Source organism: Comamonas guangdongensis, assembly GCF_041079535.1.
Lineage (GTDB): Bacteria > Pseudomonadota > Gammaproteobacteria > Burkholderiales > Burkholderiaceae_C > Comamonas > Comamonas guangdongensis.
This window is the reverse complement of sequence record NZ_JBFYGN010000043.1, coordinates 1-14332: the sequence shown is the minus strand read 5'-3', so window position 1 is coordinate 14332 and position 14332 is coordinate 1. Positions and strand designations below refer to the sequence as shown.

Below are 14332 nucleotides of genomic sequence, written 5' to 3'. Positions count from 1 at the left end.
GGCGATGCCGGCGCGTTCAATGGCGGCCTTGACCACGGTGGTGGCCAGCTGGGTGTTGGGCACGTCCTTGAGGCTGCTGCCGAAGGTGCCGATGGCGGTGCGCGCCGTGCTGACGACGAAGATGTCTCGGATGCTCATGCTTTTGTCTCCTCCACTGCGGTGCAATGGTTATGCGTGAATATGGACGGGATGGATGGGGCATCGCATCCACCACATGGACCATTCTGCAATATTTGTGCGCCGCAACATGTCCTGTTGCCGACTGGCGCAGGAAACCTGGAGCGTGGGTTTCACGTGAAACCCGGGAGCTCTATGCCAAGGCCTGGCGTCGGCGCACCGGCTTCGGGGCGATGGGCTCGTGATGTGCCGGAGACAAATCGGTTTCGGCGCTGGCCAGGTCGTCGAGGATAGGGCAGTCGGGCCGGTCGTCGCCATGGCAGCAGTGCACCAGGCTTTGCAGGGTGCGCTGCATGGCCTGCATGGCGGCGATGCGTTCGGCCAGCACGGCGATATGGCGCTGCGCAATGCTCTTGACCTGGCTGCTGGCCCGGCCCTGGTCCTGCCACAGGCCCAGCAGCGTGGCTATCTCGTCCATGGAGAAGCCCAGGTCGCGGCCGCGGCGGATGAAGCGCAGCGCATGCACGTCGGCTTCGGTGTACTGGCGGTAGCCGCTGTCGGTGCGGTGCACGGGCGGCAGCAGGCCCAAGGATTCATAGTGACGCACCATGCGCGCCGACACGCCGGCGCGGCGCGCGGCCTCGCCGATCACGACAGGCCAGCTCTGAGCGTTTTTTGGGGTGTTGGTATGGCCATGCATGGGCAGTCCTCGAAAAAGCGCGCCAGCGGCCTTCAGATGCGTCTCTGGGCCGGTGGCGCGGGAGATCAGGCGACCTTGTAGCCTTCTTCGGCAATCGCCGCCGTCAGGGCTTCGCGCTTGGCCTCGCTTTGCACCTCCACGCGGTTGGCCGTGCGGTCGATCTTGACCTGGGCCTGGGCATCCACGCCATGGATGGCATTGGTGACGGCCCGCTCGCAGTGGCCACAGGTCATGCCTTGAACTTCAAAAACTTGCTGCATTGCTTCACTCCTTGAATCGGAGCCGCCGGACTGGCGTGCTCCATGGCGGCAATGTTCAACCCTAACATCATGGCAAGGTCAAGCCCTGTCAAGACTCTGATTCACCGAGGGTTGATAAGGCGTAAGAACTGCCGATATCCAGTTGCGATAGTGCGCAATGCCATGGCATGGGCATTTGCTGTCATGCAATTCCCCTGGTTTATTGACAAAATGAAACAATTTGTCAGTTCTGGTGTAAAAGAGCAGGCCAATAAAAGTTGAGAGGGAGCAATGAATCTATTGGAAATGATGCGGCGTTTCACGATCCGCACACGTATGCTGGGTGCGATCGCCATGGTGATGGTGTTGTTGAGTCTGCTCGGAGGCGCAGGCATGCTGGGCATGTTCCGCATCCAGGAGATGAGCCAGGATTTTCTGAACAACGCCTATGTCAAGTCCGGCCATATGGCGCAGCTGCGCATGGAGCTCGGCGGGATCCGCATCAGCGAAAGAGAAATGGTCATCCAGTACGAGCGCGCCGAAGAGGTGCGCAAGGCCTATGCGCAATGGGTGTCCTTCATCGACAAATCCAAGGCCACGCTGGGCCATTTCGTGACCGGCGGCGATGCCCAGGACGAGGCCCTGGCCAAGCAGATCATCGGGCGCATAGACAACTATCGCAAGGCTTTCGAGCCCGTGGCGCGTCAGCTGGAGGCCGGCGGCTATGACTCCGCGACGATTGCCAACAAGATGGGCTCCAAGGCCCTGGCCGAGGTGACGGAGGCCGACAAGCTGCTGGTCCAGCTCGACACCCTGCTGCACCAGCAATCCGAGGCGCTGGCCGATGCCGAGCGCGCGGTGGCGACCCAGACCCGCTGGCTGTTCATTGCCGCGGTGGTGCTGACGCTGGTCGTGGTCGTGCCGCTGACGCTGATGAACATGCAGTCCATCTGCCGTCCGCTGGAGCATGCGCGCCAGATGGCGCTGACGATTGCGGGCGGCGATCTGTCCAAGGCGGTGAAGGTGAGCGGCCATGACGAGCTGTCCGACCTGCAGCGCGCCCTGGACCAGATGCAGCAGGCGCTGAGCGGCATGGTCATGCAGGTGCGGGATGCCAGCGGCAATATCGCCACCGCCAGCCAGGAGATCGCCACCGGCAACCAGGACCTGTCGGCCCGCACCGAACAGACGGCCAGCAATCTGCAGGAAACCGTGGCCTCGCTGGCGCAGCTCACGGCCACGGTGCAGCAGACGGCCTCGTCCTCGCAGCTGGCCAATCAGCTGGCGGCCTCGGCCTCGGCCACGGCCGTGGAGGGGGGCCAGATCGTGGGCCAGGCCGTGAACAGCATGCAGGAGATTTCGGCCTCCAGCCGCAAGATCGGCGACATCATCGGCCTGATCGACTCCATCGCCTTCCAGACCAATATCCTGGCCCTGAACGCCGCGGTGGAAGCCGCGCGCGCGGGCGAGCAGGGCCGCGGCTTTGCCGTGGTGGCGGGCGAGGTGCGCAGCCTGGCCCAGCGCTCGGCCCAGGCGGCCAACGAGATCAAGTCGCTGATCAACACCAGCGTGCAGACCGTGGATGTGGGCGCGCGCCAGGTCGGCGGCGCGGGCAAGGCCATGCAGGACACGGTGGAGAACGCCAAGCGCGTGGGCGACATCATCGGCGAGATCACCGCAGCTTCCTCGGAGCAGTCGCTGGGCATCGGTCAGGTCAACCAGGCCGTGGGCGATATCGACCGCATGACGCAGCAGAACGCGGCCCTGGTGGAGGAGTCCGCCGCCGCCGCCGAATCCCTGCGCGAGCAGGCCGCGCGCCTGGCACAGCTGGTCAGCCAGTTCAAGGTGGCCGGCGGCCCGGCCCAGGCACATGTGCAGCGTCCGCAGGCCGGCGCCCGTCCGGGTCTGGCACCGGCTGCCGCAGCGGCCGGCAAGACCGCCTTGCCAGGCCGGAAGGCCCAGTTGCTGGAACAGGCCTGAGCGTTTAAGGCCAGGCATGAAAAAAGCCCGGTGGCAGCGATGCCCCGGGCTTTTTGCTTTCTTTCAGTCGCTGCCGGCGCAATGGCTGAAAGGGTTTGAGGCGGCTTGGTGCGGGTTTACAGACCTGCGGCCGTGGGATAGTCGGTATAGCCGTCGGCGCCGCCGCCATAGAAGCGGCTGGGGTTCCAGGCATTGAGCGGCAGGTCTTCGCGCAGGCGCTCGACCAGATCGGGATTGGAGATGTAGGCCTTGCCGAAAGCCACCACATCCGCGTAGCCGCTGGCCACGGCCTGCTGGGCCAGCTTGCGGTCATAGCCGTTGTTGACCATCCAGACCCCCTTGCCGCCCGCGCTGCGGTAGGCCTGCTTGAGGGCGCGATAGTCGAACGGCCGCTCCGGCAGCTCGCGCGGGCCGCCGGTGGCGCCCTCGATCACATGGATGTAGGCCAGGCCCAGCGGCGCAAGCTGGCGCACCAGATACTCGAACAGCGCCTGCGGATCCTCGTCCACGATGTCGTTGGCAGGCGTCACCGGCGACAGGCGGATACCGACCTTGCCGCCGCCGATGGCGTCGGCCACGGAACGCACGCATTCCAGCACCAGGCGGGCACGGTTTTCGATGCTGCCGCCATAGTCGTCCTGGCGCTGGTTGGCGCCGGTCTTGAGGAACTGGTCCAGCAGATAGCCGTTGGCGCCGTGCAGCTCCACGCCGTCGAAGCCGGCATCTTCCACGGCGGCGCGGGCCGCCTGCGCGAAGCTGTGGACGATGCCGGGCAGCTCTTCCTGCCGCAGGGCGCGCGGTGCGGAGGTGGGCGTGAAATGGCCTTCGCCGGTGGCCGCATCGATCACATAGGTCTTGGATTTGGCGGTCAGCGCGGAAGGCGCCACGGGCGGCTGATTCTCGGGCTGCAGCAGGGTGTGCGAGATGCGTCCCACATGCCAGAGCTGGGTCACGATGCGACCGCCCTTGGCATGCACCGCAGCGGTGACTTTTTTCCAGGCCTGCAGCTGCTCCTCGCCATAGAGGCCGGGCACGTCGGCATAGCCCTGGGCCTGGGCACTGATGGCCGTGCCTTCGCTGATCAGCAGGCCGGCCGTGGCGCGCTGCACATAGTAGGTCTGCATCAGCGCGGTAGGGATCGCTCCCGGCGCGCGGTTGCGCGTCAGCGGGGCCATGGCGATGCGGTTAGGCAGCTGCAGATCGCCTGCCTCAATGGGGTCGAACAACGAGGTCATGAGAACTCCGGAAGACAAAAAAAGCCCGGTGAAGGACCGAGCTTGGTGGTTGCATGCGGCGTGAACCGGCTTACTTGAGCAGGCCTTCGGCCTTCATGGCCGCCTGCACGGCGGGGCGGGCCAGAACGCGCTCGCGATAGGCCAAGAGGTGCTTGAGGCCGGAGATGTCCACGCCCACGAACTGGGCCCAGCCCGTGACGGTGAACAGATAGGCATCGGCCACGGTGAACTGCTCGCCCATCAGATAGGCCTTGTTGGACAGCTGTTCGTCCACCCAGTTCAGGCGCTTGAGCACCTTGGCGCGCAGCGCGGTCTTGTAGTCCTCGGGGGGGTCGGCGCTGAACAGGGGGCTGAAGCCCTTGTGGACTTCGGTGCTTATGAAGTTCAGCCACTCTTGCAGGTGATAGCGGGCCATGGTGCCGCTGGCGGGCGCCAGGTTGGTTTCCGGCGCCTGGTCGGCGAGGTACTGGACGATGGCCGGGCCTTCGTGCAGCGTGTCACCGTTGTCCAGCACCAGAAAGGGCACATAGCCCAGAGGATTGATGCTGTAGTAGTCCGTTCCGTCAGCCAGCTGATGGCTCTTGGTGCTGGCCAGAATGGCCTCATGCTGCAGGCCGGTCTCGTGCAGCACGATGTGCGGAGACAGGGAGCAGGCGCCGGGGCTGTAGTAAAGCTTCATGGTGATGGGCTTTCTGTACATTGAAAAGACAAGTGGACATGCTAAACCGGTTGCATGACGGTTGCACGCGCGCCTGGCAGTTGCCCGGGCCGCAGAGGAGATTGAGCCCGCCGGCGCCTTGCCGGCTCTCCTGTCGGGCCTGTCCGCGGGCCATGACCCCCAAGGCTGCAGGATTATTGGGCCTGCAGCCGCTGCGCGGCCCAGAGCACCTGCGCGATCACGGCCTGCATGCCCTTCTGGTCCTGTGGGCGCAGCAAGTGGCCCTGGCCGTCAAAGGCCTCGGCGGCCAGGCCCACGGCATGGCTGCGCGGTGCCAGCCAGCATTCCAGATTCAATAGCAGCGGCGCCAGATGCGACTGGGCGCGCAGGCCGCCCAGAGCTCCGGGCGAGGCGCTGGTCATGCCTACCACCTTGTTGCGGAAGGGCAGGACTCCATCCGCCCATTGGGCATCGCCCTTGACGGGGCTCGATGCCCAGTCGATGGCGTTCTTGAGCAGGGCCGGGTAGCTGCCGTTGTATTCGGGGCTGCAGATGATCCAGGCCGCATGGCTGTGCAGCGCCTGCTTGAAGCGGATGACGTCCGGGGGCGTGCCCCGGGCTTCCAGGTCGGCGTTGTAGAGCGGGATGTCATAGTCCGCCAGCTCCAGCAAGGTGGGCTGGGCGCCCTGGTCGGCGGCAATCTCGGCCGCCGCCCTGGCCAGCTTGCGGTTGTACGAATCCTGGCGGGTGCTGCCCGCAAAAATGAGAATTTCCATGTCCGCATTGCAGCACAGGGGAAAGACATTTTTCCTGCGTTGGCGAAGGTATCAGGGCAAACGCTAGCCGATATGTTTCACGTGAAACCCGGGCCTCAACCCCTGGCAAGGCATTGTTGGGCCAATGGTGGGAAAATTACGGGTTCCCCGCTGGGCAGGGCATGGCGCATCCGCCTGTCTGCCTGCCGTGAGAGCCGAGGCATGGGTGCTTCGTGCCGGGGGCAAGGGCCGGGCATGGCCCGGAGCAAGAAGATGTTGTACCCACAGGAATTTGATGTGATCGTGGTCGGTGGCGGCCACGCCGGCACCGAGGCCGCGCTGGCAGCTGCGCGCATGGGCTGCAAGACACTGCTGCTGTCCCACAATATCGAAACCCTGGGGCAGATGAGCTGCAACCCCAGCATCGGCGGCATAGGCAAGGGCCATCTGGTCAAGGAAGTGGACGCGCTGGGCGGAGCCATGGCCCTGGCCACCGACAAGGGCGGCATCCAGTTCCGCATTCTCAACAGCTCCAAGGGGCCGGCCGTGCGCGCCACGCGCGCCCAGGCCGACCGCATCCTGTACAAGGCAGCGATCCGTGACATGCTAGAGAACCAGTCCAATCTCTGGCTGTTCCAGCAGGCCGTGGACGATCTGATGGTGGAGGGTGACCGCGTGGTCGGCGCCGTCACCCAGGTCGGCATACGCTTTCGCAGCCGCACCGTGGTGCTGACTGCGGGTACCTTCCTCGACGGCAAGATCCACGTGGGCCTGAACAACTATGCCGCGGGCCGTGCCGGCGATCCTCCGGCCGTGAGCCTGTCGGCGCGCCTCAAGGAACTCCAGCTGCCCCAGGGCCGGCTCAAGACCGGCACGCCGCCACGCATCGACGGCCGCAGCATCGATTTCAGCCAGTGCGAGGAGCAGCCCGGCGACGGCATGCCCGGCGGCGTGAACGAGGGCGATGTGCCCGTGTTCAGCTTCATGGGCAATGCAGCCATGCACCCCAGGCAGATGCCTTGCTGGATCACGCACACCAATGCGCGCACCCACGAGATCATCCGCAGCGGCTTCGACCGCAGCCCCATGTTCACGGGCAAGATCGAGGGTGTGGGGCCGCGCTACTGCCCCAGCGTGGAGGACAAGATCAACCGCTTTGCCGACAAGGAAAGCCACCAGATCTTCCTCGAGCCCGAAGGCCTGACCACCCACGAGTTCTACCCCAACGGCATCTCGACCAGCCTGCCCTTCGATATCCAGTACGAACTGGTGCGCAGCATGAAGGGCCTGGAGAACGCGCATATCCTGCGTCCCGGCTACGCCATCGAGTACGACTACTTCGATCCGCGCTCGCTCAAGAGCAGTTTCGAGACCAAGCAGATCCAGGGCCTGTTCTTTGCGGGCCAGATCAATGGCACGACCGGCTATGAAGAGGCGGCGGCCCAGGGCCTGTTTGCGGGCCTGAATGCGGCGCTGCAGTGCCGCGGCGAAGGCCCGTGGACGCCGCGCCGCGACGAAGCCTATCTGGGCGTGCTGGTCGATGACCTGATCACCAAGGGCGTGACCGAGCCCTACCGCATGTTCACCAGCCGCGCCGAGTTCCGCCTGCAGCTGCGCGAAGACAACGCCGATATGCGTCTGACCGAAGAGGGCCGCAGGATGGGCCTGATCGACGACGCGCGCTGGGAGGCGTTCAGCCGCAAGCGCGACGCGGTTTCACGTGAAACCGAGCGCCTCAAGTCCACCTGGGTGAATCCGCGCATCGTCTCGGCCGAGGAGTCCGAGCGCGTGCTGGGCAAGGCCATGGAGCGCGAGTACAACCTCTTCGATCTGCTGCGCCGCCCCGGCGTGGAGTACGGCAAGCTCATGAGCCTGAACGAGGGTCGGTACGCCGCGGCCGATGTGCAACCGGATGTGCTGGGCGATCTGAGCGCCTCGGTGATCGAGCAGGTGGAGATTGCGGCCAAGTACGCGGGCTATATCGATCGCCAGAAGGACGAGGTGGAGCGCGCCGCGCATTTCGAGAAGCTGCGCCTGCCGCTGGACTTTGACTATATGCAGGTCACGGCTTTGTCGTTCGAAGTGCGCCAGAAGCTGCAAAAGCACAGGCCCGAAACCCTGGGCCAAGCCTCGCGCATCTCGGGCGTCACGCCCGCGGCCATCTCGCTGCTCATGGTCCATCTCAAGAAGGGCGGCTTCAAGGGCTTTGCCTCGCACGGCGAAGAGGCAGCGGCATGAGCCAGGTGTTGCGCACCCAACTCGAACAAGGCGCTCAGGCCCTGAAGCTGGAGCTGACCTCGGCACAGATCGATCTGCTGATGTCCTTCATGGACCTGCTGCAGAAGTGGAACAAGGTCTACAACCTGACATCCGTGCGCGACCCGCAGGAGATGCTGACCCACCATCTGCTCGACAGCCTGACCGCCGTGCCGGCGCTGCTGCGCCATGTGGACACTCTGCCCGTGGCCGAGGGCGGGCGCCTGCCTCTGCTCGATGTGGGCTCGGGCGGCGGCCTGCCCGGCGTGGTGTTTGCCATCTGCTGCCCGCAGATCGACGTGAACTGCGTGGATACCGTGGGCAAGAAGGCGGCCTTCATCCAGCAGGTGGCGGCCTCGCTGCGCCTGCCCAATCTGCATGGCATTCACGACCGGGTGGAGAACCTCAAGAGCCGCTACCCCGTCATCAGCTGCCGGGCTTTCGCCTCGCTGCTCGATTTCACGACCTGGTCGCGCCAGGCCCTGGCCGAAGGCGGCATCTGGTTCGCCATGAAGGGCAAGCATCCCGACGAAGAGATCGCGGCCCTGCCTGCGGATGTGCAGGTGTTTCACGTGGAACCCTTGCGGGTGCCGGGCCTGGATGCCGAGCGCTGCGTGATCTGGCTGAACTTGAAATAACCCCCTGAGCGGCTTTGCTCGGCGTCTCTGGCTTGGGGCGGTGCCAAAGGTCGCGGGCAGGCGACAGGAACAGGGTTTTTACATACCGTAGCGGGCAACATCTGTGCAATGCAGATGCGCCAGGCATGGGCCTCGCATAAACTTGCTGTTTTCCATCGCGCAGGGTTTGAATGTTTGGCATCTCCGATTACGGCGCTTTTGTGGCCGCTGTCACCGTCTTCTTGCTGATACCGGGGCCGGGCAATCTGGCCCTGATCACCTCCACGGGCAAGGGCGGCGTGGGTGCGGGCATGGCTGCATGCATGGGGGTGATCGCCGCGGACCAGGTGCTGATGTGGCTGGCGGTGGCCGGTGTGGCCGCCGTGCTGGCGGCGTACCCCGCGGCTTTCCATGCGGTGCAGTGGGTGGGTGCCTTGTATCTGGCCTGGCTGGGCTACAAGCTGCTCACGGCCAAGCCCGGCGACGCTCCCGCGATACAGATCCAGCCGCGCCAGTACTTCCGCCAGGGGGCCTTGATCACCTTGATGAACCCCAAGGCCATAGTCTTCTACATGGCGTTCTTTCCCATGTTCGTGGACCCGGCGCGGCACCAGGGCATGCTGACCTTCGGCGTGATGGCGGCCACGGTGGCGGCCATCACCTTTATCTACAGCGCCATCGTGGTGGCGCTGACCACCTTGCTGGCAGAGCGCCTGCGCGCCAACCCCGTGGTGGTGAAATGGCTGGAAAAGACAGCCGGTGTGTTTTTGATCGGTTTTGGCCTCAAGCTGGCCACCAACTAAAAGAGAAGTTCAATGGCCAAGATTTTCTGCGTTGCCAATCAAAAAGGTGGGGTGGGCAAGACCACGACCACGGTCAATCTCGCCGCGGGTCTGGCCAAGGTCGGCCAGCGCGTGCTGCTGATTGACCTCGACCCCCAGGGCAATGCCACCATGGGCTCGGGCGTGGACAAGCGTGCGCTGGAGCTGTCGGTCTACGACGTGCTGCTGGAGAACTCCAGCATCAAGGAGGCGGCCGCCAACTCCGAACAGGTGGGTTACCACGTGCTGGGCGCCAACCGCGAGCTGTCGGGCGCCGAGATCGAGCTGGTGTCGCTGGAGCGCCGCAACGAGCGGCTCAAGTCCGCGCTGCAGCTGGTCGATGGCGATTACGACTTCGTGCTCATAGACTGCCCGCCTTCGCTGTCCATGCTGACCTTGAACGGCCTGTGCTCGGCCCATGGCGTGATCGTGCCCATGCAGTGCGAGTACTTTGCGCTCGAAGGTCTGACCGATCTGGTCAACACCATCAAGCAGGTGCACGCCAACATGAACCCCGATCTGCAGATCATCGGCCTGCTGCGCGTGATGTTCGATCCGCGCACCACGCTGCAGCAGCAGGTCAGCGACCAGCTCAAGGATCATTTCGGCGACAAGGTGTTCGACACCGTGATCCCGCGCAATGTACGCCTGGCCGAGGCTCCCAGCTACGGCCTGCCCGGCGTGGTGTTCGATGCCTCGGCCAAGGGCAGCAAGGCCTTCGTCGAGTTCGCCGAGGAAATGGTGCGTCGCATCCAGAAGATGTGACGTTTCACGTGAAACAGCTCTCAAACCCATATCCACCCAGCGCGGCCTGCCATGAGCTCTGAAGCCCTGAACCCCGAGGATGTCTGGCTGCTGCCGGGCTGGCAGAACTCCGACCGGGGCCACTGGCAAAGCCTGTGGCAGGACCGGTATGGCTACCGGCGGCTGGAGCAGCACAACTGGCTGCACCCGCTGCGCGGGGACTGGAGCATACGCCTGCAGGAGACGGTGCTCGATGCGCCGCGCCCCGTGACGCTGGTCGCGCACAGCCTGGGCTGCGTGCTGGTGGCCTGGTGGGCCGCACATTCCCAGGTGGCGCGGACCAGGGTGCGCGGCGCCATGCTGGTGGCTCCCGGCGATACCGAGCAGCCGGAGCTGCGCGCCATGCTGCCGGGCTGGTCGCCGGTGCTGCTGCAGACCCTGCCTTTCCCGTCCATCATGGTGGGCAGCGAGAACGACCCCAACTGCTCGCTGCAGCGCGCGCAGGCCATGGCCCAGGGCTGGGGCAGCCGCTTCGTGAATCAGGGCGCTGCCGGCCATATCAACACGGCCAGCGGCCTGGGACTCTGGGATGGCGGCCATGCGCTGCTCAAGACCCTTTAAGGAAAGATTTCAGCAATGGTGACTAAGAAACCCAAGGGCCTGGGACGTGGTCTGGAAGCCCTGCTGGGCCCCAAGGTCAGCGAAAAGGAAGAGGCTGGCCTCAGCACTCCGGCCAATCTGCCGAGCACGCTGATGCTCGATGTGATGGTGGCCGGCCAGTACCAGCCGCGCACGCGCATGGACGAGGGCGCGCTCTACGAGCTGGCCGAGAGCATCAAGGCCCAGGGCATCATGCAGCCGATTCTGGTGCGCCAGCTCTCCAAGGGCGACAACTCGGGCAAGTACGAAATCATCGCCGGCGAGCGGCGCTTCCGCGCGGCGCGCATCGCGGGGCTGGCCGAGGTGCCGGTGCTGGTGCGCGAGGTGCCCGACGAAGCCGCGGCCGCGATGGCGCTGATCGAGAACATCCAGCGCGAAGACCTGAACCCGCTGGAAGAGGCCCAGGGCCTGGCCCGTCTGGTCAAGGAGTTCGGCCTGACGCATGAGCAGGCCGCCCAGGCCGTGGGCCGCTCGCGCAGCGCGGCCACGAATCTGCTGCGCCTGCTGAATCTGGCCGATCCCGTGCAGACCATGCTCATGGCCGGGGACATCGACATGGGCCATGCGCGGGCCCTGCTGACGCTGGACCGCGCCACGCAGATCACGGCCGGCAACCAGATCGCGGCCAAGAAGCTGTCGGTGCGCGAGGCTGAATCGCTGGTCAAGAAGATCGGCGCCGAGTTCAATCTCACGCCCCAGAAAGCCAAGAAGGACGGCAAGTCGCGCGATGTGAAGCGCATCGAGGAAGAGCTCTCCGACCTGCTCACGGCCGATGTCGAGGTGCGCATCAAGAAGTCGGTGCGCCGCCACGGCAAGGTGCAGGAAATGGGCGAAATCGCGATCCAGTTCGGCTCGCTGGACGAGCTCAACGGCATCATCGAAAAGCTGCGCGGCGAAGCCTGAGCGGCAGTGCCAAACGAAAAAGGGCATCCGGTCGGATGCCCTTTTTGCATCTGCGCCAGCGCTTCAAGCGCGGTAGCTGGGGTCGAGGCGATCGAGCTTGCGCAGCAGTGCGGGCCAGGCAAACCGGCCGCCCAGGCCGCCGGTCTGCACCTTCATCGCCTGGGCTATGCCTTGCAGTATCTGCGGGTCGACCAGCGTGAGTTCGCTGCCGCCGGACTGCGCCGAGATCTGGATCTGGCAGGCGGACTCGAACACATACATGGACAGAAAAGCATCGGCGATGGTGGCGCCGCAGGTCAGCAGGCCATGGTTGCGCAGCATGAGGAAGTTGGCCTCGCCCATATCGGCGACCAGGCGCGGCTTCTCGTCCTCGCGGAAGGCCACGCCCTCGTAGGCGTGGTAGGCCAGCGAGCCCAGCACGAAAGTGCTTTGCTGGCTGATGGGCAGCAGGCCGTTCTTCTGCGCGGCCACGGCCACGCCGGCGCGCGTGTGGGTATGGATCACGCATTGCGCATCGGCGCGCGCCTCATGCACGGCGCTGTGGATCACGAAGCCCGCGGGGTTCACGGGAAACGGCGACTCCATGAGCTTGTTGCAGCCCATGTCCACCTTGATCAGCGAGGAGGCCGTGATCTCCTCAAACATCAGCCCGTAGGGGTTGATCAGAAAGTGGTGCTCGGGCCCGGGCAGGCGGGCGCTGATATGGGTGAAGACCAGATCGCTCCAGCCATGCAGGGCCACCAGCCGGTAGCAGGCGGCCAGATCCACGCGCAGCTGCCATTCCTCAGGGCTGACGAGATGCTGCACGCTGGGCATGTCCAAAGTGGCGGAATTCATGGCCGGTCTCCTTCATCGTTGATGCGCTCAATGTAGAGATTAGCCAGGCCGCGGTCTGTTGGCTAGGCGACAGAAGCGCTAATGAAAACAGGAGCTGGCAACGCCAGCTCCTGTTGGATTTCACAGAGTTCTAGCTCTGCAAGTCAGTCAATGCGCGCGCCAGAAGCTATCAAAATCATTTGACGGCCTGGCGCGACAGATCCTGGATCATGCGGGCCGCCAGATACAGGCGCGGCGCGATGGTGCTGATATGCACATATTCGGCGTCGTTGGAATGCGCGCCATGGCCCGACAGGCCGAAGCCCTCGATCACGCCGCCCTTGGTCTTGAGCGCCGCAAAAGCCGCGTCCGTGCCGCCGCCCGTGGCGCGGCTCATGACCGTCATGGGCAGCTGCAGCTCCTGCTCGTAAATGCCCTGGGCATGCTTGGCCAGCTGGCGGGCGCTGTCGTTGGCTTCCAGCGGCGGGCGGCGCACCTCGAACTTCAGCTCCACCTTGGCTTGGGGCAGCAGCTTGTGAGCGATTTTTTCCTGCATGGCTTTTTCCAGCGACGTGAAGTCCGCGACGCGCAGCGCGCGCGCATCGGCCTGGGCCGTGGCTTCGGCGGGAACCACGTTGCGGTTGGTGCCGGCCTTGGCCACGGTCCAGTTGAGCTTGAGCCCGTCCTGGGGCCTGGACAGGTCCTGCAGCTGCAGCAGCTGGTGCGAGAGCTCGTACAGCGCGTTCACGCCGTCCTCGGGCTTGGCTCCCGCATGCGAGGCCTTGCCATGGACCTTGAGATAGGCCGCGCCGATGCCGCTGGTGGCCAGGCGCAGGCCGCCGTCGCTGCCGCCGCCTTCGAACGAGAACACCGCATCCTGCTCGGCGCCCAGGCGGGTGATGGTGCTGCGCGCGCCCGGCGAGCTGATTTCCTCGTCGCCGTTGATCAGCACCGTGAGCATGCCGAAATCCTGGATGCCCAGGGTCTTGAGCATGGCCACGGTGTGCAGGATCAGGGCCACGCCCTGCTTGTCGTCGGCAATGCCCAGGCCATAGGCCTTGTCGCCGTCGACGCGGAACGGCTGGTCCTTGAGCATGCCGGGCAGGTACACGGTGTCCATATGGGCGATCAGCATGATGCGGCTCGTGCCCTGGCCCTTGAACTCGGCATGCACCATGGGGCCGAGCTTTTCGGGCGTGTCGTCGAGGCGGTAGATGTCGGTGGGGCTGATCACCTCGACCTTGCCGCCCTGGGCGCGCAGCTTGCCGGCGATGTAGTCGGCAATCTTCTTCAGGCCTTCCACATCCTTGCTGCCGGACTCTATATGCACCAGGTCGCGCAGCGTATCGAGCAGCGGCTGCTGCTCCTTCTTGGCCAGCTCCAGCAGCTCGGCCTGCGGTGCGGCATGGGCCGCGCCAAAGGCCAGGGTCAATGCCAGAGGCAGGGCGCGCAACAGGGTGGAGGCTGCGGATGCAGTGCGGATGGAATGCCAGGGCATGGGGGTGGATCTCCTGAGGGGGTAGGGGGCTGGGGACAGACCGGCCGTGCCTGGTTTTTGCGCCTGTGCCGGCCGGCCCGTGCAGGCGCAATGCAGACGCAATCGACGGCCCGGGCCTGGCAGCTTAGCAGTCGCCGGCGACGCTGCCGGGCCCGATCCCTCGGGGTAAATACCAGGCCGGGTCCAGGCATGAGGCAAGGCCTGTTCGCCGCCGGTAGCCGCAGCCCCGGGGAGCGCTTGGGGCGGCCCGGCAATGAAAAAGGCTCTGTCTGCGTTCAGTGTTGAACTCTCCATATTTCCCGCCAGTCCAACGTACATGTAGGACTGTCGGGA

The 14332-nt window shown here is 65.1% G+C and carries 15 protein-coding genes; 7 read left to right on the top strand and 8 right to left on the bottom strand.

Annotated features, from left to right (window positions below):
- From AB6724_RS21200 to AB6724_RS21190, 3 genes are all read right to left on the bottom strand, one after another.
- The coding region (locus tag AB6724_RS21200; RefSeq protein WP_500683337.1) for a thiolase family protein at positions 1-138 on the bottom strand (138 nt) is incomplete at its 3' end.
- Positions 139-310: 172 nt separating this feature from the next.
- The gene (gene cueR / locus AB6724_RS21195) at positions 311-817 is read right to left on the bottom strand and encodes a Cu(I)-responsive transcriptional regulator (RefSeq protein WP_369340524.1); all 507 of its coding nucleotides are present in this window, start codon (positions 815-817) and stop codon (positions 311-313) included.
- A 65-nt stretch (positions 818-882) separates the two neighbouring features.
- On the bottom strand, positions 883-1077 hold the full coding sequence (locus AB6724_RS21190) for a heavy-metal-associated domain-containing protein (protein WP_369340523.1): 195 nt from the start codon (positions 1075-1077) through the stop codon (positions 883-885).
- Between the two features lie 270 nt (positions 1078-1347).
- Here AB6724_RS21190 and AB6724_RS21185 point away from each other — a divergent pair, with 270 nt between their 5' ends.
- Positions 1348-3036, top strand: a complete 1689-nt coding sequence (locus AB6724_RS21185) for a methyl-accepting chemotaxis protein (RefSeq protein ID WP_369340522.1) — start codon at positions 1348-1350, stop codon at positions 3034-3036.
- A 116-nt stretch (positions 3037-3152) separates the two neighbouring features.
- Here AB6724_RS21185 and AB6724_RS21180 read toward each other — a convergent pair whose 3' ends face one another.
- The 3 genes from AB6724_RS21180 to AB6724_RS21170 all read right to left on the bottom strand — a co-directional run bounded on the left by AB6724_RS21180 (position 3153) and on the right by AB6724_RS21170 (position 5705).
- Entirely contained in the window at positions 3153-4271 is a 1119-nt protein-coding gene (locus AB6724_RS21180; RefSeq protein ID WP_369340521.1) for an alkene reductase, read from the bottom strand.
- Positions 4272-4341: 70 nt separating this feature from the next.
- The gene (gstA, locus tag AB6724_RS21175) at positions 4342-4950 is read right to left on the bottom strand and encodes a glutathione transferase GstA (RefSeq protein WP_369340520.1); all 609 of its coding nucleotides are present in this window, start codon (positions 4948-4950) and stop codon (positions 4342-4344) included.
- Between the two features lie 173 nt (positions 4951-5123).
- Positions 5124-5705 (bottom strand): NADPH-dependent FMN reductase, encoded by a 582-nt coding sequence (locus AB6724_RS21170; protein ID WP_369340519.1) that lies wholly within the window; start codon positions 5703-5705, stop codon positions 5124-5126.
- 252 nt (positions 5706-5957) lie between these two features.
- Between AB6724_RS21170 and mnmG the strand changes: the two genes are divergently transcribed.
- The 6 genes from mnmG to AB6724_RS21140 all read left to right on the top strand — a co-directional run bounded on the left by mnmG (position 5958) and on the right by AB6724_RS21140 (position 11685).
- Positions 5958-7922, top strand: a complete 1965-nt coding sequence (gene mnmG, locus AB6724_RS21165; RefSeq protein ID WP_369340518.1) for a tRNA uridine-5-carboxymethylaminomethyl(34) synthesis enzyme MnmG — start codon at positions 5958-5960, stop codon at positions 7920-7922.
- Positions 7919-8578: a 16S rRNA (guanine(527)-N(7))-methyltransferase RsmG gene (gene rsmG / locus AB6724_RS21160; RefSeq protein WP_369340517.1), complete on the top strand. Its 660-nt coding sequence runs from the start codon at positions 7919-7921 to the stop codon at positions 8576-8578. Before mnmG ends, rsmG begins: the two co-directional genes overlap by 4 nt.
- A 170-nt stretch (positions 8579-8748) precedes the next feature.
- Positions 8749-9360, top strand: coding sequence for a LysE family translocator (locus AB6724_RS21155; protein ID WP_369340516.1), 612 nt, complete (start codon positions 8749-8751; stop codon positions 9358-9360).
- A gap of 12 nt (positions 9361-9372) precedes the next feature.
- Complete coding sequence (locus AB6724_RS21150) at positions 9373-10143, top strand: ParA family protein (protein WP_369340515.1); 771 nt, start codon at positions 9373-9375, stop codon at positions 10141-10143.
- A gap of 51 nt (positions 10144-10194) precedes the next feature.
- Positions 10195-10743, top strand: a complete 549-nt coding sequence (locus tag AB6724_RS21145; protein WP_369340514.1) for an RBBP9/YdeN family alpha/beta hydrolase — start codon at positions 10195-10197, stop codon at positions 10741-10743.
- 15 nt (positions 10744-10758) lie between these two features.
- Positions 10759-11685 carry a ParB/RepB/Spo0J family partition protein gene (locus AB6724_RS21140; protein ID WP_369340513.1) on the top strand — a complete coding sequence of 309 codons (927 nt, stop codon included), beginning with the start codon at positions 10759-10761 and terminating at the stop codon, positions 11683-11685.
- Between the two features lie 63 nt (positions 11686-11748).
- Here AB6724_RS21140 and AB6724_RS21135 read toward each other — a convergent pair whose 3' ends face one another.
- Positions 11749-12522, bottom strand: a complete 774-nt coding sequence (locus tag AB6724_RS21135; protein ID WP_369340512.1) for a class II aldolase/adducin family protein — start codon at positions 12520-12522, stop codon at positions 11749-11751.
- A 175-nt stretch (positions 12523-12697) separates the two neighbouring features.
- Positions 12698-13999: a M20/M25/M40 family metallo-hydrolase gene (locus AB6724_RS21130; RefSeq protein ID WP_439329912.1), complete on the bottom strand. Its 1302-nt coding sequence runs from the start codon at positions 13997-13999 to the stop codon at positions 12698-12700.
- Positions 14000-14332: the final 333 nt, after the last annotated feature.